11 protein-coding genes are annotated in these 18,440 nt (G+C 56.7%); 5 read left to right on the top strand and 6 right to left on the bottom strand.

Annotated features, from left to right (window positions below):
• Window positions 1–14 precede the first annotated feature (14 nt).
• Window positions 15–1,016: a GlxA family transcriptional regulator gene (locus tag ACGY09_RS22725; protein WP_397569556.1), complete on the bottom strand. Its 1,002-nt coding sequence runs from the start codon at window positions 1,014–1,016 to the stop codon at window positions 15–17.
• A gap of 203 nt (window positions 1,017–1,219) precedes the next feature.
• On the opposite strand from ACGY09_RS22725, the gene ACGY09_RS22720 reads away from it, so the two are divergent.
• Both ACGY09_RS22720 and ACGY09_RS22715 read left to right on the top strand, forming a co-directional pair.
• Window positions 1,220–1,672 carry a DUF6010 family protein gene (locus ACGY09_RS22720; RefSeq protein WP_397569555.1) on the top strand — a complete coding sequence of 151 codons (453 nt, stop codon included), beginning with the start codon at window positions 1,220–1,222 and terminating at the stop codon, window positions 1,670–1,672.
• 82 nt (window positions 1,673–1,754) lie between these two features.
• Window positions 1,755–2,579, top strand: a complete 825-nt coding sequence (locus ACGY09_RS22715) for a DJ-1/PfpI family protein (protein ID WP_397569554.1) — start codon at window positions 1,755–1,757, stop codon at window positions 2,577–2,579.
• Window positions 2,580–3,013: 434 nt separating this feature from the next.
• Here the strand turns inward: ACGY09_RS22715 and ACGY09_RS22710 are convergent, their stop codons facing one another.
• Complete coding sequence (locus ACGY09_RS22710; RefSeq protein WP_373652685.1) at window positions 3,014–3,337, bottom strand: polyhydroxyalkanoic acid system family protein; 324 nt, start codon at window positions 3,335–3,337, stop codon at window positions 3,014–3,016.
• 2,530 nt (window positions 3,338–5,867) lie between these two features.
• Here ACGY09_RS22710 and ACGY09_RS22705 point away from each other — a divergent pair.
• Window positions 5,868–8,660, top strand: a complete 2,793-nt coding sequence (locus tag ACGY09_RS22705; protein WP_397569553.1) for a cation-translocating P-type ATPase — start codon at window positions 5,868–5,870, stop codon at window positions 8,658–8,660.
• Window positions 8,661–8,819: 159 nt separating this feature from the next.
• On the opposite strand, the gene ACGY09_RS22700 is transcribed toward ACGY09_RS22705, so the two are convergent.
• The 4 genes from ACGY09_RS22700 to dgoD form a co-directional block, all read right to left on the bottom strand.
• The gene (locus ACGY09_RS22700) at window positions 8,820–9,812 is read right to left on the bottom strand and encodes a universal stress protein (protein ID WP_397569552.1); all 993 of its coding nucleotides are present in this window, start codon (window positions 9,810–9,812) and stop codon (window positions 8,820–8,822) included.
• Between the two features lie 585 nt (window positions 9,813–10,397).
• Window positions 10,398–11,828 (bottom strand): MFS transporter, encoded by a 1,431-nt coding sequence (locus tag ACGY09_RS22695; protein ID WP_397569551.1) that lies wholly within the window; start codon window positions 11,826–11,828, stop codon window positions 10,398–10,400.
• Between the two features lie 46 nt (window positions 11,829–11,874).
• Window positions 11,875–12,798 (bottom strand): dihydrodipicolinate synthase family protein, encoded by a 924-nt coding sequence (locus ACGY09_RS22690; RefSeq protein ID WP_397569550.1) that lies wholly within the window; start codon window positions 12,796–12,798, stop codon window positions 11,875–11,877.
• Between the two features lie 162 nt (window positions 12,799–12,960).
• The gene (gene dgoD, locus ACGY09_RS22685) at window positions 12,961–14,139 is read right to left on the bottom strand and encodes a galactonate dehydratase (protein ID WP_397569549.1); all 1,179 of its coding nucleotides are present in this window, start codon (window positions 14,137–14,139) and stop codon (window positions 12,961–12,963) included.
• Between the two features lie 99 nt (window positions 14,140–14,238).
• Between dgoD and ACGY09_RS22680 the strand changes: the two genes are divergently transcribed.
• Both ACGY09_RS22680 and ACGY09_RS22675 read left to right on the top strand, forming a co-directional pair.
• Entirely contained in the window at window positions 14,239–15,117 is an 879-nt protein-coding gene (locus ACGY09_RS22680; protein WP_397569548.1) for a GntR family transcriptional regulator, read from the top strand.
• A 31-nt stretch (window positions 15,118–15,148) separates the two neighbouring features.
• The gene (locus tag ACGY09_RS22675; RefSeq protein WP_397569547.1) at window positions 15,149–18,430 is read left to right on the top strand and encodes a DUF1553 domain-containing protein; all 3,282 of its coding nucleotides are present in this window, start codon (window positions 15,149–15,151) and stop codon (window positions 18,428–18,430) included.
• Window positions 18,431–18,440: the final 10 nt, after the last annotated feature.

Below are 18,440 nucleotides of genomic sequence, written 5' to 3'. Positions count from 1 at the left end.
TCGGGTTTTGATGATCACTGCCGACAGAACCGTTGACGGTAGTCGCTGGGAGCGACTTTCATCACCCGCTGGAACGATCGTCTCATCGAATCTGCGCTGCCAAATCCGCACTGCTTTGCGATGACCTCTAACGGCTGATCTGTCTCTTCTAATCGCCGGCGTGCCGCTTCCACTCGTAGTTTCTCGACAAACGCTGCAGGCGTTTGTCCGACCTCGCTACGGAACACGCGAGAAAAGTTGCGGAGGCTCATGTGAGCCCGTACCGACATCCCCTCAACCGAGAGATCACCTGCCGGATTATCGGTCGCCCAGGCGATGAGTTCATTGATCACGTTTCGTTCCGTCTGCTGCGATTCCAACGTGGCGCTGAACTGAGACTGCCCGCCCGGGCGGCGAATGAACATGACGAGATGTTTTGCACACTTGAGCGCGATCGCGCGCCCCAGATCTTCCTCAACGAGAGCCAACGCCAGGTCGATCCCGGCCGTCACTCCAGCGGATGTATAGACATTTCCATCCTTGACGTAGATCGAATCAGGCTCGACCACCACCTCGGGAAACCGGGCAGCGAGTTCACCCGCGACGAGCCAATGCGTGGTTGCGCGCTTGCCATTCAGCAGCCCAGCCGACGCTAAGAGCATCGCACCGCCACAGATCGAAACGACGCGTCGAGAGCGCTCCGCCAAGCCTTGCACGATCTTCAACGAGCGAGCCGATGGTTGCGTTTCCCCACTCATGCCGTTGGCAGGAACGATCAATGTGTCGATCGCCCCGCGACAATTCCTGGCCATGCGGTGGCTTCCCACAGAAATTCCTCCGCAGGACAGAATCTCCATCGAATTATCACCACTTACTAACTCCAGTTCGTAAGGAGGTGTCTTTCCTCCGGTCAGCACATTGGCCAAATATAAAACCTCCCAGGGTCCGATGAGATCAAGCAGAACAACATCGCGAAACGCCAGAAACACGATGCGGCGAGTTCTCAGGGCCGTTCGATTGTTACCGCGTGGTTTCATCTGTCTCTGCTGTTCCCTGATCCGATAAGAATGGCCGATTTTGTCGGAAGATTGTCATTTGTGCCATCTGCCGCGTCAAGTAGAGTTGCAGCACGTCAACCGTACATGCCTTTGACGTCCTGCGTGAGCTCATTGAGGGGGGCACCCAGCGTCTACCGTGCCCTTCGTGAGATGAATGTTAAGCGGACGTATCAGGAACCACGATGAACCACATTCAAATGCATGATATCTGGGGTTCGATCCTGGTCGGGCTGGTGGCAATCACAATAGGATCGCTTGTCACAGAGCCGACACGCCAGAAATCGATGGCGATTATCCTTGCCGGCGCAAGCGGTTCCTACTTCAACGACGGGCTCGGTATTTACGAGATCCCATTGTCCGCCGCGATTCTGCTGTGTGCAGGGATCGGACTTCGCTTCTATCCGGCGATTGGCGTCGGTTGGCTTCTGCACACGACGTCAGACGTGCTGCATCACTCCATCGGACAACCCATCATTTCCTTTCTGCCGACATCATCGATTGGATGCGCCGTGTGTGATGTGGTACTCGCTGTCTGGTTCTTCATGAAGGCCCCCAGCGTATTCAACCTTTGGCGGCGAACTGACATTCAAGAACCGTCGTCAGTCCGAGAAACCACGTCTGGCAAAAACACATGACGCTGGCAGTCGTCATGCAGCCGCGCACCCGCGCGGTTTTCATCACTGCACGTATTTCAGGGTTCTTCCAAGGGAGATTACGATGAATCGGAGAGAGTTTGGTGGCACAGTCATGACGGCAGCGGCACTCGGTTCGGCAAGCCATTTGTCGGCCGCGGAGCAACCCCGCATTCAAGGGAGTGGCAGTGGGTTCCCGATGATGCACCAGGGGCGGCTCCCCGAGGTCGGGATGTTGTTGTACCCCGGCATGACGCTGCTGGATTTGCTCGGCCCTCAGACCGTGCTGTCAACGTCGTGCAACCTGCATCTGGTGTGGAAGAACACTGACCTGCTCGAAACCGACACGGGAATTGTGCTTAAGCCGACCAAAACTCTCGCCGATTGCCCCAGCAACTTAGACGTGTTATTCGTCGGCGGCGGACCGGGGCAGATTCCCGTGATGACCGACCCGGAAGTGCTGACCTTCATGGCGGATCGGGGATCCCGAGCAAAATACGTGACAAGCGTCTGCTCAGGTTCATTAATCCTCGGTGCCGCTGGTCTACTGCAAGGTTACAAAGCGTCCTGTCACTGGGCTCTGCATCCCGCGATTGCGTTCTTCGGTGCGATCCCTGAGCAAGGGAGAATCGTCGCTGATCGCAACCGATTGACGGGCGGAGGAGTGACTGCCGGTATTGACTTCGGACTGGCGCTATTGGCCAAACTCCTCGGTGAGGACATCGCCAAGATGATGCAACTGGCACTGGAGTACGACCCCGCCCCTCCATTCGACGCCGGCTCGCCTCAGAAGGCTGGCGAAAAGATTACCAGAATGGTCCAGGACTGGCTCGGACCGTTGAGCGACAACTTCGCAACGACGTGCCAGACAGCTTCAAGCGACATGAGCAAGTACACTCCCGTAAAGTAATGCACTTCACGACAAACCGCTCAGGTCGCTCCGCTTGAAAGATGGGGAGCGACCCGAGTTGGCTAATGGCAAGCGTGTCCAGATAACCACCGCTCTCCAGAACGTCGCTCGATGATTCCATCTTCGGGCGACGTTTTAAGCTGCGCGGAGATTCGGAGGGATAACGTCCAAAACGGGTCCTCACCCCCTCGGAATAGGAATCGCCGCTGTATCGCCCGAGTGAGTGCGTGGCCTCCACGAGCAAGATTCACTGCGCGGTGCGACCTCGACGAGGCCCTCAGCTCTGGAATTCTTGCCGACGTGATCGGCGAGCCGTCATGGATGCACTGACGGAAAACTTCTCGTCATGGCCTCTTCGGCGGGGCAGAATGAAAGGAAATGGACGACAAAGGCTGGCGGACAGTCTGCTCGAAGGGACCGTGAACCGACGCTCGCTACCGGGAGTGCCCAAGGGCTTTAACGGTTCCGCTGGTGACGGCGGCTTTGATGAATCCCCCCAGGGCCGCGAGGAATTCGGGAACGCTGACCGTGACATTGACCGAATCGTCGAGGATTTGGAATTCGGCCGAGAACTTCTGGCCCAGTCCAGTCGCTTGCAGATGAAATTGGTCCCCCTCCCATCGCTTCTCAAGGGACATCATCCCCAGCACACCGCCACCGTCGAGGTGCTGCATCGCCCCGAATCCCTCCTGAATCCGGCGCCTGGCTTCCGCCTTGCCCAATTTGTGCGGCACGTTCACGACAATTGGCTGGCTCATGAATTGGCACCTGATGAAATCGAGTGAGTGGACGTCGTTGTGCTGTGCGCACGGCAGCGGGATTATTCGGGTATGTCACACGGAAGGCCAGACTCGCTCGTCAATTTGCACAGCCTTTGACGCAGAAAAAATTAAACTACGCGTTGGGTTTGCAGCGGGAAGTCTTTCGGTAGCTGCAGTCAGCTACTTGCGAACAATCCAAACCTACAACATTCGCTCGGAATCCTGATACTGCATCAAAACCATCGCCGTACGATTTTAGACAATCACCGTCATGAGTCTCGCGACGATCTTGGGGGCGGGCTTCGGCCAGATTGATCCCCCCGTGCGAGCGGCCTCTGGTCTGCTTGTTCGCGTCGACCGGAAATTCCGTCTGGCGATGCGGGTATTCTCACGAACGGACCCAACTCAGTTATTCGGAACTTGTCGGCTCTGGATTTGATGCTCCTCGATCAGTTTCCGTTGAGAGGATCGCATCCAGCTTGTCCCAATCCACGACTTCGGGGCCGGACTCGGATGAATTGACGAATCATCTGGAATTCTCGAAACAAGACACCCAGTGTGAACGCGCCAATAGACCACCCCAGGAAGCCTTGCCCGCGTGCGTGCCAGAAGTACCACACTATGGCACTGAAGAAGATAAGGAAGAATGCAAAGGGAGATGAAAGAACGGCCACGCGCCAGAATGTTGGCGGTTGAGTTCGGAATCTTTTGCATCGTTCCAGAAAAAGCAACGCGACTGCACTTCGTCCCATTCTTCCAGCCCTTCATAAAACGGTAAGCGGACAGCCGACAAGGGTATCTCGCGAGTTGCTCCGTTGGAACTTACAGTGTATCCGGGCAACTTGATCAGTGCTCGCGTTGTTGCCCGCTCAGGCATGGAGTCAGCTTTCCTGGGCGGGACGATTTCGATCCAGCCGATGGCATCGGACCAAGAGGCATTGTCGTCGAGCGATTGATGCGGGTCACAGCAGCCGACGATTGTGTCAGCGGTCCCCGTCACGAAGACGATGTGTACCGCGATCCTCCTTGCGATCTTGCTGGACTTTTGGACAAGTACAGGCGTTACGGGGTCTCGCCCATCGAGCGTCGGTCCACTCTTCCTCGACCGTTCTGCACTCCCCGCCTCTCAGACACTGCGACGGTGGCGAAGCCGCAGGCAGTTCCACTGAACTTGGGCGTCCTGGTGAATCCCGATCTCACGGGAGCCTCGACCAGTTTGCCTGTCGCAAACATCCAATCGACCATCATTGATTCTGGACGGCTTGAGGCCTCATTGTTGCTCAGCAACCCAGACGTCCAAAGCGACGACTGGGCCACCCTCCAGAGCTCGAACTGACCGACGACGATCATTGCGATCGTCATCGAATCACTCGGCATAAGATCGATGAGCACACCGCTTACCGCAACCTCATCCGAAAATGATCCTCCCCTCGCATGCGAGACCGACGCCACTTCGAACTGCGGGCGTGATTTCTTGTAAGTTGATCCGACCCAAAAATCCACAGCACCTCAGACTCAACAAGAAACGGTCTGCAGATCATGTCCCCAGGACTCTCCCCGGCAGGCAACCGCACGAAGACATCTAACGACAAGAAATCTTGACGCAACAAACGCCACGCACTAGGATGAGAGGGCTTAAGTTTCAAACCTGATTTCGTTGCTGTCAGAGGTTCCGATTTGTCGCCTGGTTTGGTTTGCAGGGGGCGACCGGGGATTCGCTCACGCTCCTAAGCGGGTCGGTCCTGAATTCCCTGACCTATTACGAATTCAATGCTGAGGGAGCGGTTGGCCTGCCAAAGTGGTTCGCTGAGTTTTGGTTGATCTGTCGTGGATGTTCGCTGAGCCTTCCGCGATTCCGCGGTCGGTGGTCTTTCATCAGGTGGGCGGCTCGCATGTTGGCGGCTTCGTGTAGAGTGAATGAAGACGGTGGCCTGATTCCTGGGTCTGATTCTGGTGACGACTTCGAAGTTGCTCAACTTGCTCAAAATGAGCGACTTTGATTCTCGGTTTGGCCCCTGAAAACAGGGAAGTTGCTCAACTTGTTCAACTTGCTCATCTCTGTTTTTTTTGTCGAGTCTTTGAATTGAGGCGGGGGGGGCCAATTTCAGGATCGGCGCTGCGGCCCGAACATCGCTTCGCTGCCTGATGAAATTGTGGTGCAGGCGCCTGGAACCGTGCAAGTTCCTCGTTGATTTCGGGACACCTTCGGAGTCGATCCCCGTTCTTGAACAGACTATGAACGCACGCCTGACGCACTCCGCCAGAAGCTTGCCTGCAAAAGAGTCGCTGCCCGAGGAGGGCGAAAAACCTTATCATTGCTCCCTGCATCAATGGGTTTCCGTGAACCACCTCGATGCTTGCTCGTGCCCGTATTCCAAGGGAATTTGCACCATCAAATCCCGAGTCATTTTACTCGCATTGGCACACGTAATGCTGTCTCAGCTTCTGATCGAGATGACGATTTTGTAATGATTGCTTCGGATTGGCATCGGGGACCTGCGCCTCTACTTCTTTGTGAGGAATCGACGTGCAAAAGCACACGGACACAGCTTCGGGGTCGACGGAATCAGAAAACGGGGCTTCGCCTGACGCTGCGACGAAGTTCGATGCCTGGCATACGCTCTCTGTCGATGACATTTCTGGCCGGTTAAACACAGATCAAGAAGCAGGTCTCACTTCCGCGGAAGCCGCAGAACGACTGAAACGGGTTGGTCCCAATTCGATTGCTCAGGCCGCAGAACGCTCAGCGTTTTCCATTCTCATCTCACAATTCAAAAGCCTGATTGTCGGCTTACTGCTCGTCGCCACGGTCATTGCGTTTGCGATGAACGAACAGATCGAGGGAGCGGCGATTCTCGTTGTGATCTTCATTAACGCCATGATCGGATTTTTCACCGAATGGCGGGCCGAACAGGCATTAACCGCGCTGCAACGGCAAACCGTTCCTGTCGCTCATGTCGTCCGCGATGGTCATGAACACGAGATTCCCGCCCAAGATCTCGTCCCCGGTGATCTGGTCGTGCTGTCTGCCGGGACCCGTGTTCCCGCCGATGGGCGCATTCTGGAAGCCGTCCGGCTGCAGATCGAAGAAGCCGTCCTCACGGGTGAATCCGTCCCGGTTACGAAAACATCCGAACCGATCGCCGAAGACGATGCCGCACTCGGCGATCGCTTGAACATGGCGTTTCTGGGGACCACGATCACCGACGGACGGGGTCGCATGCTCGTCACTTCGACGGGGTCCCAGACCGAAGTCGGCAAGATTGGAACGTTGATCAATGAAGTGGTCGCACGGACGTCCCCACTCGAACAGCAGCTTGCCCAACTGGGTCGACTGATCATTGGTGTCGTCCTGATCTTATGCGCCGTCATCGTGCTGGCTGGCTGGATCAGAGGAACCACGGATTTCTGGCATATGATGGAGATCGGTATCTCGCTCGCCATCGCTGCCGTTCCGGAAGGATTGCCCGCTGCGACGACCATGACGCTGGCGCTCGGAATGCAGCGAATGGCCAGAACTCGGGCGCTGATCCGCCGACTCCCGGCCGTCGAAACATTGGGTTCGGTCACCGTCATCTGCACAGACAAAACGGGAACGCTCACCAGGAACGAGATGACCGTGCGCACGATCGTTGTAGACCAGCGGCATTTTCAGGTGACTGGCACAGGCTATGAAGTCGAGGGGACGTTCCAGGAAGGTAATCAGACCGTCGAAGCGTCAGCCAATGAATCGCTCGTCCAGGCGCTGCAAATCGGGATGCTCTGTAACGATGCCGCGATTGAACGTGAGGGGGACGAGACGACCGTTCTGGGGGACCCGACGGAAGCCGCGCTGGTGGTCGTCGGCGAAAAGGGGGGGCTCGATCGCGACGCGCTGGCCGACCAGTTTCCCCGGATCGGAGAAATCCCGTTCAACAGCGATAACAAACGCATGGTGACAGTACACCAGACTTCCGACGGTCAACATATCGAATTCATTAAGGGGTCGCCCGGCAGCCTTCTCGCCGACAGTCAGCATCATCTGAGAGATGGCCAGGCCGTTCCGCTGACATCGGAAGATCGTAAATACTGGGAGGAACAGAACGAAGTCCTCGCCGGCGCGGCTCTCAGGGTTCTCGCGCTCGGCCGACGGGAACGGGCAGAAGGGGACGAAGAGGGCGAGTCAGGCAATCTGGTCTTCATCGGGCTGGTAGGCATGAGTGACCCGCTACGAGAAGAGGCCAAATCAGCGATTGAAGTCTGTCGCACGGCGGGGATCAGGACCGTCATGATGACGGGAGACCAGCAGGCAACCGCCGGCGAGATTGCTCGCCAACTGGGAATCGATCACGACCACGATGGCCGCCCCTTGCGGCTGGTGCATGGTAAAGAACTGGTTGATCTCGACGACCAGCGCTGGGAACAGGCGGTCGCCGATGCCGGGGTTTTTGCCCGTGTCTCGCCAGAACACAAACTGCGGATCGTGGCGGCTCTGCAGCGACAGGGGCACGTCGTCGCGATGACGGGGGATGGAGTCAACGATGCTCCTGCACTGAAAGAAGCGGACATCGGAATCGCAATGGGCATCAAGGGGACCGAAGTCGCCAAAGAAAATTCCGACATGGTGATCACCGACGACAATTTCGCCAGTATCGTCGGTGCGATCGAACAGGGTCGAATTATCTACGGCAACATCATCCGGTTCATCCATTACCTTTTCTCGTGCAACCTGTCGGAAGTCATCACCGTCTTTGCGGCCCTGATGATTGGCTGGCCCCTGCCACTGGCGGCACTGCAGATCCTGTGGCTGAATCTGATCACCGACATCTTCCCGGCGTTTGCATTGGCACTTGAGCCTTCGACGCCCAACATCATGAAGCGGCGACCCCGTGACCCGGATACTCCCATCCTGCCACCTCGTCTTATCTTCCTGATTACCTGGGAAGGGTTGTTGCTCGCCGCAGTGACGCTGCTGGCCTTCGCCGTTGGTTTAAACTGGCACGGCAGCGAAGGGGACGGCTTGAAACGCGCCACGACGATTGCCTTTATGACGCTGGCACTGTCTCAGGTCTTTCATGCGTTTAACGCAAGGTCCCGCAACGGGTCCGCCTTCACGCGACATCTCTTCGCGAATGCGTGGTTGTGGGGGGCGGTGATCATCTGCGTGCTTCTCCAACTGGCGGCTGTCAATATTCCACTTCTGCAACGAGTGTTGAATACGGTTCCACCCACGTCTTCCGAATGGGCACTGATCGTCACTTGCTCCCTGATCCCGGTGGCCGTTGTGGAGATTGTCAAACATGTGCAGCGAATGGCAGGCAAGGGGAGTGATCAGGACTGAGCCGGGCTGAGGGGAGTCTCTTCGGGCAAAAACGGGGTCGGGTATTCAAGTTTCCGAACTGGTCTGGAACGACTTGGACGTCATGACTGCCGTCGCCCGTCTGGAAATCTGAACGCCCGACCCCGGGTTGTTTGCGCCTTTCAGGAGCCGTCGTCGAGGTTATGCGTCGGTCTTTGGTTGACCCGCGACTGACTTAAATGGAAGGATGATCGGTGAAACAAAGTCGGCCGGCTTGACGGTCAGGATGCTGCAGTCGCAGGTATCGAGGACTTTCTCGGCAGTGTTACCCAGCAACAGTTCCCGGATGCCACTGCGGCCAATGGTGCCCAGCACCACCAGATCTGCATTGATGTGCTTCGTCAGCCTGCCGATTTCCTGCCACGGGGTTCCGTAGCTGAGATGTTGCTGGACGGTCCGGGTTCCGAGATTCAATGAAGAGACAAACTCGTCGAATCGCTTTTTCGCTTCGACGTTGACTTCGCTTCTCAGCGAGCTTCCGTTCGGAATTTTACTCAAGACCTCTTCCGTGGCGTCAAGTGAGTCAATGACATGCACCAGATGCAGTTCGGCATTCGCCTGATTCGCAATCGAGATCGACTCTTGCACCGCCTTGCGGCTGACATCCGAAAAATCTGTCGCTGCGAGGATCCGTTGAGGCTGACTTTGAGTTTCCCCCTTAACAATCCAGACCGAGGCAGGGCAGTTACGAACCAGCCGCTTCGCGGTACTGCCAATGAGAAAGTGCTGCCAGGTCGACATCCCGCGTGTCCCCGCCAATACCAGATCGCAGCCTTCGCTCTGAACGGCTGTCGCAATCTGCAGGTGAGGGGCCCCGAGCAGCGTGATGGGGCGGATCTGATCGCTGCCAATATTCGTCTGAGCGATCAGCTTCTGCATTTTGGCAAGCGAGTCACGCTCGACCTCATGATGGAACGTACTTCCTTCGCCATAGAGGAAGTCTTTCTTCCCCTCGTAGGAAGCCGACTCCAGCAGCTTGCGAATATTGGGAAGGCAATGAGCCAACGTGATCTTCGCACCTGTTTTCTGTGACAGCCAGACAGCCTGCTTCAACGCGGCTTCCGCAGGGGGAGAAAAATCGGTTGCGACGAGGATATGACGGTAGGCAACATGAGCACTGACATCGCTATTCATCTGGAAATCCTTTTACTGAAATTGAACGTGGCCCGGGTGCATCTTCAAAGTTGCAGTGCGTTCGCTTGAAGACTCGACGAAGAGAAGGCATGTACTCCGCGACTCGTTGTCGCCCGCGAGGATGGATACGGTAGCAGGAAATCACCGACATCAGAGCCCGAAATTGAAGTGCCCACAGGGAAATTGTCTCGGTTCGAGTCATAAAAATCGCAAAACCACGACTCCAGTGCGCCTGGAATCGCGTTCGAGACTGAATTTCCCACTACGGGACTGCTGGATTAAATTATTTGAAACCCAGGACACGATGACAAGCAGCAGACTCGTAAAAAGAAAGAACGGTCCGCGACCGTTGCCCCCGGCGCAGACGACGGAGTGCCACTTCCTCGTCGCATTCACCGCCGCTGCACTGATGGCCGTCATAAAAATGCTGGTCATCAGACGGGAGCGAAATGCTGTCCGAGGCCAGACATCTCAACAATTTGCGCTTTCCGGGGTCAAATCAGGAATGCGCGTTCGAATCGCGAAATCTGGCAACAGACTGCGGCGACTTGCAGAGGCGCATGGCAACCCATTGTGGCGCACTCTTCACGAGTCAGCTTGTAGCGGAGTGAAAATCCGGCGGGACGGATTCACGAAGGCCCAGCAGAGCGCCCCCACCAGATATGTCGCAGCGAACAGAATCAGGACGAGATTCCAGTCCTCGGTTTGCTGGAACAGTTCGCCGACGATGATCGGGCAAACCGCCACTGCCAGATTGCCCGCCATGTTGACAGTACCCAGTGTTTGTGCAACGCGCGCTCCACCGATATCAATCACGGCCGCCCCCATCGCCGGACCAGCGAACGACCCGCAGAAGACCGCGACGGCCAGTAACATCAACGCCGCAGTCATGTCCTGCACATACCAGCTTCCCAGAATGAGCAATCCACATATTCCCAGTGAATACGCCCCGATTCCACTTCGGCTGAGCCAGAGACTGCCGGTCCGTTTCCAGACCCAGTCAACGAGAAGTCCGCCGAGCAGGCTCCCACCCAATGCTCCTGCAAAAACGATCCCCTGCATGTAGCCTGATTGCGCGATGGATACACCCCGGGTTTGCTGCAGAAAGGTCGGAAACCAGCTCGCAAAGAACATGTAGCCTGCCGCACGGCAAATCTGTTGACCGCAAATCAGCAACAGGCCCAGGTGACTGAACATCGCCAGCCAGTTCGTTCGGTCAGCTTCATTCTCCCGGCGAGAGACATCGTCAGGAGAGACATTCGCGCTAATGAGTTCCCGCTCCGCGGAGTTAACGCCGGCGCAGCCCTCAGGACGATCCCGGAATCGAATGAAGAAGATCAAGGCCCAGACAAAACCGGGTAGAGCGAAGAGAATGAAGACACTTCTCCACGTCATCACCTCCATCCACGTCATCACCTTCACCTCCAGCAGTCGCCCCGTAAGGACGCTGGCCGCGATGGCGCCGACTTGCATTCCCACTGCCAGCAGACCGCACCCGAGCGATCGCTGTGACATCGGCATCCAGTACTTAATGGAATTGATCGAAGCAGGAAAAAAGCCTGCCTGCGCAATTCCCATCACCATTTGAGCGACAATCAACAATGCAAAACTGGAAGAGAGGGCGGTGCCGAACATGGCCGCTGACCAGGCGACCGCAAAGCAGGTCATCGCCAGTCGCGTACCAAACCGATACGAGAACGATCCGGTCGGAATTTGAAACAGGGCATACGTCCAGAAGAAAGCCCCCATGAACTGGCCAGATTCCGCCAGGGTTAATCCCAGATCATCCCGGATACGGCTCTCTGCCACGCCAATCGAATTTCGGCACAAATAGGCCAGCCCGCTGGCCGTCGCTAGCCAGCCAATCGCCCGGTAGCGAACGGCCGTTGCACGCAGACTCCCGTCCCACACGATCTCTGATGAAGAGGAAAGTTCCTGGGTGGGTCGCTGGAACGTGGGATCTTCCAACGACTCGACTTGTCCAACCGATGTCTGATCGTCATCGAACGTTTTCATCGTCGAGTCCTCCCACGTATGGTGCTGCGGGTTTGTTGGTCGCCACTTATCGAATCGTGGCCTGCAGCCTCAGAAACAGTCGATCCACCTCGGCCTGAGTTTCGGGATCGAGTTCCCAGCCAACCGGTTGCCGTTGAACAGTGTTGGGAAAAATCCCCCGTTTCTTCATCAGATACTTTTCGATCGACAGGAATCCATCCAGACCGGCCGAGAGCTGCAAAGCGACGAGTCCACAGATCGGCAATGAGAGCTGATAGATCCGCTCGTCATCCCCGGCTTCGAGCGCTCGCCAGAGGGAGATCACACCATCCAGCAGATCCGTACCGGGCATCGTTCCCTGAATGCCGCGACGGTAACAGTCGACCAGATTGATGCCCCCCGACCCTTCGAAGATCTTTGCCTCTCCCTTGGTCGCATCTCGCAATCGAGACAAATTCGGGCCCAGTGGGTGCGCCTCTGGCTTGAAAAAGATCCGTTCAGGGCCGAACCGATGAAGCAGTTCCAGATAGACATCCAGCGAAATGGCGGCTCCTACATACCCGGAGGCATCCTGGACAATCAGCGGAATCGAAACTCGTTCGGCAATCGCACCGAAATAGTCGCGTGTCCTGGAAGCAGGCAACCGGGTGGCGATGGGTGGGATCGCCATCACGGCGCTGGCTCCATGGCGGGCCGCATGCTCTGCCAGTTGGCACGCTTCGCCCGTGCTCTCGGCCCCGACACTGATCACCGAGAATCCGCGTCCCTGCGCACGGCGGCAGACAAATTCCGCCAGCTCACGTCGCAGTTCCATGGGAAGCCGACAGACTTCACTGACCATGGCGACCACGACACCGTCTGCACCAACCTCAAACGCCCAGTCGATCTCTCGCTCCAGCGTGCTCCAGTCAATCGACTCATCCTCAAAAAAGGGAGTATGGAGGACGGGCAGCACACCCTGGAGCGTGCCATGATCACGGGAAACCGCCATGAAGTGATATTCCTGTCGCTGCGGGATTCAAATCAAAGCAAATTCCGTCACACGAAATCTGCTTGCCACAAACCGTACTTACGTCGTCGGGCGCTCCAGAGCGCAGGTCAGTCCAGCGTCCAGCTCATCAATCGGGCTCCCGCGCTGGACCGGCTGGCCAGATCACCAATCGCCCACCGCACCGTCGCTGTAGAAGGTTCGCTGCAGTACTTCCTGCTGGAACGGATACTTCTTGATCGCCTCTTCATTGACGGTGACCCCCAGCCCGGGACGCGTATTGGGAGTGACGGTCCTTGTTCGAGGGTCAATCACGTAGCCCTCATCGACAACTTCATCACGCCACGGAACGTCCTGATGCACGGATTCACAGATGATATAGTTCGGTTGCGAGAACCCGAATTCCAGCGAGGCGGCCGTGCTGACGGGCCCTTGTGGATTATGGGGCGCCAGGGCAATCCGGTGAGCGTCCGCCAGAGCCGCGATTCGCCGCGCTTCAGTGAAGCCACCACAATGAGTCAGATCAAGCTGACAGATTTCACATCCGCGGACAGCGAACAGGTCCCGGAACGCCGCCAGATGAGTCAATCGTTCCCCTGTTGCGATCGGAGTAACTACCGCGGCATTGATCGCGGCCAGACCATCCAGACTTTCCGGCCAGCAGGGTTCTTCGAAGAAATAGAGGCCATATTGATCCAGAGCCTGCGCGAACTGCATCCCCATGGCCGGGGAAGGGCGAGCGTGGCAGTCGACCATAATATCAATGTCGTCACCGACAGCGTCGCGCATCGCGGACACGCAGGCATCGGCCGCCTTGATCGAACGCATCCCCTCGATCGGCATCGTCGGGGGGACCGCCATCGATTTGAAGGCGGTGAATCCTTCCTCAACCGCCTGCCGAGCCAGATCGGCGAACTGATTCGCGTTGTCGACGGGAGTTTCATAGAAGCTCTCGAGGTTTCCCCCGCCCAGATGACAATAGAGTCGGATCGAGTTGCGTACCGGGCCGCCCCACAGTTGATGGCATGGCACGCCATGAATCTTGCCCAGAATGTCCCACAGAGCCAGGTCGATTCCGGCGATGGCAGTCGATCGTACGATGCCGTTCCCGTGCCAGAAGTGCTGTCGCCACATCATCTGCCACAGGTATTCCACCCGACGCGGATCTTCCCCCACCAGTAATTGACAGAGATCTTCGATGGCGCCCACCACGCTGCGGGTATGCCACTCCAGCGTTGCTTCACCCCAACCGACGAGCCCCGGCTGATTCGTAATGACTTTGACAAAAATCCAGTTCCGCATGCGGGCATGACAGACGTGAGTCTCGATCGCCGTAATTTTCATTGAGATTCCATGACAGAGTGAAGTGTGCACACGACTGGAGATTTGATTTTGAAGACAATGTACTTGCTTTTGTATTCAATAACAAGTACGCTCTCTTTGATGTATATCGCCGACTTCATCAAAAGTGATCTCGAAGCCCGCCTGAAATCGGGCATGGTTCAGCCTGCGCAGTTGACAATCGACGCGCTGGCGGAACACTACGATGTCAGCCACACACCGATTCGATCTGCCATTGCCGAGTTAATCAGTGAGGGGTTGCTTGAAAAAGGCTCAAACCGTCGACTGATCGCCAGTGTGAACTGCCCGCCGCAACAAGGGGAATTGCCTCCTGCGGAACCACCTGAACCTCTTCGCGACCCGTACGAAACCATTTCAAACGACCTCGTTAAGGCGAGCCTGGAAGGAGATTCGATTTACCTGCGGGAAGAAGTGACCGCCGAGAAGTACGACGTCAGTCGTTCGGTGATACGGAACATTTTTCACCGATTGGCGGGGGAGGGGATGCTTGATCACATTCCCCGACGGGGATGGCGACTGCGGGCATTTCGTCAGGACGACTTGAAGGCATTCGTTGAAGTTCGCGAATCGTTGGAACTCAAGGCACTCACACTCGCGTTTCCCAGACTGGACTCACAAGAATTACGGCGAATACTGGACGCAAACGTTTATCCGGCCAATCCATCAAGTTTGCCTCTGATTGATGAATCACTGCACAACTATCTGATCAAATTGTCGGGTAACGTCTACATTAAAGATTTCTTCGTTCGTCAGGGCCGCTACTACGAACTGCTCTTCCACTGGGAAGACCACGACCTCGATGCCGCGATCGAAACAGTCCGTCAACATCGAGAAATTTTGACGTTTCTTCTCAATCGAGATGAGCAGAGTGCTCGGCGATCCCTTAGCTATCATATTCTCAATAATCACCCGATCCTGACGCAGATTTCGGGGAAGGCAAACGAGCAAGACGATAGATAAAGCCGCAAACTCATGTTTCAGAAGGTGCACAATGCGGATTTCTCTACAACGATGGTTCTTCGCGACCTGCTGGTTCAATCTGATTTCGCTCGCTGCCGCCGCCGATGATGGCGTGAATTACCAGACGCAGGTCAAGCCACTGCTTAAGGGACGATGTTACGCCTGCCACGGCGGACTGAAACAGGCAGGGGGCCTCCGTCTGGATACCGCCCGGTTGATCCTCAAGGGAAGTGACTCCGGAAAAGTCATCACTCCCGGAGAAAACGCTGATTCCAGTCTGCTGCTGGAACGAGTCGCCGCGACAGACACCTCGGTCCGCATGCCCCCCGAACATGAGGGTGAGCCCCTCAAAGAAGAAGAGATTGCGCTGCTGCGGAAATGGATTGCTGCAGGCGCTCCCGCTCCCGACGATGAGCAACCCGAGTCTGACCCGACAGAACACTGGTCGTTTCGCACGGTCGTACGCCCTGAAGTCCCAGTGGTCAAGAATACCGCCTGGGTTCGCAATCCGATCGACGCCTGGATCTCTGCAGGACACGAACGACACGGTTTGACCCCTCAGCCAGAAGCCCCTCGAATCGTCCTGCTCAGACGACTCACGATGGATTTGATCGGCCTCCCTCCCACGGCCGAAGAAATTGCCGCATTTGAATCGGACACATCACCTCAGTGGTACGAGAAAGCAGTCAATCGACTGCTGGAAGACCCTCGTCACGGCGAACGCTGGGGCCGCCACTGGATGGATATCTGGCGCTACAGCGACTGGTGGGGACTGGGCGAACAACTCCGAAACAGCGACCGACATATCTGGCACTGGCGTGACTGGATTGTGGAATCCCTCAATCGTGACACGCCCTACGACGAGATGCTCCGTCTGATGCTCGCCGCCGATGAAATCGCCCCCGACGACCCTGATAAACTCCGCGCGACGGGGTTCCTGGTTCGGAATTTCTTCATTTTCAATCGTAATAAATGGATGGAGGATACCGTCGAGCACGTCAGCAAATCCATGCTGGGGCTGACGATGAATTGCTCCAAATGTCATGATCACAAGTTCGACCCGGTTTCGCAGGTCGACTACTACAAAATGCGTTCCTTCTTCGAGCCCTATCTGACTCGTATCGACATGGTTCCGGGGGAGATCGATTTCAACAAGAATGGCATTCCCCGCGCTTTTGACGGTCTGCCAGACATTCCCACCTACCGTTTCATTCGGGGGGACGAGGCGCAGCCCGACAAGGGAACGGCCATTCATCCCGGTGTCCCCGAACTGCTCGCTTTCGATGAACTCAAGGTCGAACCGGTCAGTCTCTCTCCCACCGCATCACAGCCGGGACTGCGTCCCTGGGTGATGGAAAACTATGTGGCCGTTGCGCGGCAGAAGCTCCAGTCTGCGGAAGCAAAGCGGCAGGCAGCCCTGCAGGTTCTGGAACGAACCACGACAACCTCTGCAGAGGCGGCATCGAACGCACCTCGGCCAATCCAAGAAACGTTCGAGACGCTGGATCCGGCCCGCTGGAGACTTGACGGCAAAGGCTGGGTCCATTCACCGGGAAAACTCGAGCAAACAAAAGACGGCCTCGATCAACCGACGGTCACGTTACTGGAGCGCGCTCCCGATAACTTCAAGGCGGTATTGCGATTTACGATCAACGGCGGAAGCCAGTGGCAAAGCTTGGGAATCGTGTTCGACACGACCAGTTCCGAGAACTTTCCCGGTGGTGCATCCGAGACCAGCCAGCAACTTTACGTCAGTGCATCATTGGCTGATCCCAAAGTTCAATTTTCCTACCGCACAGGGGGAGAATGGAGTTACCCGGGAGACGGCAGGAAGTCGATGTCCTTCGAGCTCGGTCGCGAATACGTCTTGGAGCTTCGGGTTCGAGGATCACTGATTAACGCCGCGATCAACGGAGAACATCTCCTGGCGTACCGCACTCCGATTCCTCGACGTCAGGGATCGCTGCGGTTAATGACGTTCGATGCCCTCGCCACTTTTCATGAGTTCCAGCTTTCCGAACTGCCTGGGAATGAGTTGCTGATAGACCCGATGGGGAAATCCCAGGGAAGCGACCAGAATGACTTCGAACTGGCCGACGCCGAACTGAAGATCGCCCGGGCCGAACTCTATAGTGTCGAATCTCGCGTGGCAGCCACGCGGGCATTGCAGGAAAACGCCGCTCAAGATCTGCAAATGGCCCGAAAGGCCACCGCGATTGAAGCGGAGCGGCACCTCGCGATCGCTCAAGCCGAACGTGAAGTGCTCCTCGCTCAGCACGCTCACGCCAGTGCCAATGACGCCAAGAAAGAAGAGGCACAGAAGAAACTCGACGAAGCCCGGAAGAAGCTGAGTGAAGCAGAATCCCTGGCGCAGTCGCCGATCAAGGAAGACGATGCTTACACCCCTTTCACGGGGACCCGCTGGACCGCCACGCGGTTTCGAAATACAGGAGCCGATGATCCCTCACCCGCCTTGCCTGCCCAAAGTACAGGTCGACGTCTGGCACTGGCGAAGTGGATTACGGACAAACGCAATCCGCTCACCGCGCGTGTGGCCGTCAACCATCTGTGGAACAGGCATTTTGGTACGCCTCTCGCCCCAGCCCCCTTCGACCTGGGAAGAAACAGTCCCGCGCCAGCAGATCCTCAACTGGTCGATTGGCTTGCTTCGGAGCTGATGGAACAGGGGTGGAGCCTGAAGACCCTGCATCGATTGATCGTTATGTCGTCGACTTACCGGATGAGTTCCTCAGTCGTCGACGCGGAAGACTGCCTTAAGAAAGATCCCGACAACCGCTACTGGTGGCGACGAACCCCGATCCGAATTGAGTCCCAAGCGGTCCGGGATTCCATCCTCAGCCTCACGGGAACGCTCGACCCCACCATGGGGGGGCCCTCTGTCATGCCCGCACAGCAAGCCGACTCAAAACGTCGCAGCATGTACTTTTTCCATTCGAATAATGAACGGAATCTGTTTCTGACAACGTTTGATGAAGCGGATGTCGGCGAGTGCTACCGCCGCGAGCAAAGCATTGTTCCGCAGCAGGCTTTGGCCATGACGAACAGCGGGCTGGTGCTCGATTCAGCCCGACAGATTGCCGATCGCATTTCACAGCAATCGACCGATGACACGGATTTTGTCAAACGGGCTTTCGCGCTGGTTCTGTGTATGCATCCCAATGAAGCAGAAATCGCAGCCAGCCTGAACGCCATGAAACGCTGGAAGAGCGAAAATGGGGAGTCGGTGGACCCGTCTCGAGCCAATCTGATCTGGATTCTGATGAATCACAACGACTTCGTCACGCTTCGCTGAACCGTCTGGA

Origin of the sequence: Schlesneria sphaerica (genome assembly GCF_044336245.1) — a bacterium.
GTDB lineage: Bacteria > Planctomycetota > Planctomycetia > Planctomycetales > Planctomycetaceae > Schlesneria > Schlesneria sphaerica.
This window is presented reverse-complemented; position numbering and strand designations above follow the sequence as displayed.

What these genes read in the sequence shown, in the direction of transcription:
- ACGY09_RS22725 (WP_397569556.1), bottom strand. Translation starts at nt 1,016, where the DNA reads ATGAAACCACGCGGTAACAATCGAACGGCCCTGAGAACTCGCCGCATC.
- ACGY09_RS22720 (WP_397569555.1), top strand. Translation starts at nt 1,220, where the DNA reads ATGAACCACATTCAAATGCATGATATCTGGGGTTCGATCCTGGTCGGG.
- ACGY09_RS22715 (WP_397569554.1), top strand. Translation starts at nt 1,755, where the DNA reads ATGAATCGGAGAGAGTTTGGTGGCACAGTCATGACGGCAGCGGCACTC.
- ACGY09_RS22710 (WP_373652685.1), bottom strand. Translation starts at nt 3,337, where the DNA reads ATGAGCCAGCCAATTGTCGTGAACGTGCCGCACAAATTGGGCAAGGCG.
- ACGY09_RS22700 (WP_397569552.1), bottom strand. Translation starts at nt 9,812, where the DNA reads ATGAATAGCGATGTCAGTGCTCATGTTGCCTACCGTCATATCCTCGTC.
- ACGY09_RS22695 (WP_397569551.1), bottom strand. Translation starts at nt 11,828, where the DNA reads ATGAAAACGTTCGATGACGATCAGACATCGGTTGGACAAGTCGAGTCG.
- ACGY09_RS22690 (WP_397569550.1), bottom strand. Translation starts at nt 12,798, where the DNA reads ATGGCGGTTTCCCGTGATCATGGCACGCTCCAGGGTGTGCTGCCCGTC.
- dgoD (WP_397569549.1), bottom strand. Translation starts at nt 14,139, where the DNA reads ATGAAAATTACGGCGATCGAGACTCACGTCTGTCATGCCCGCATGCGG.
- ACGY09_RS22680 (WP_397569548.1), top strand. Translation starts at nt 14,239, where the DNA reads ATGTATATCGCCGACTTCATCAAAAGTGATCTCGAAGCCCGCCTGAAA.
- ACGY09_RS22675 (WP_397569547.1), top strand. Translation starts at nt 15,149, where the DNA reads ATGCGGATTTCTCTACAACGATGGTTCTTCGCGACCTGCTGGTTCAAT.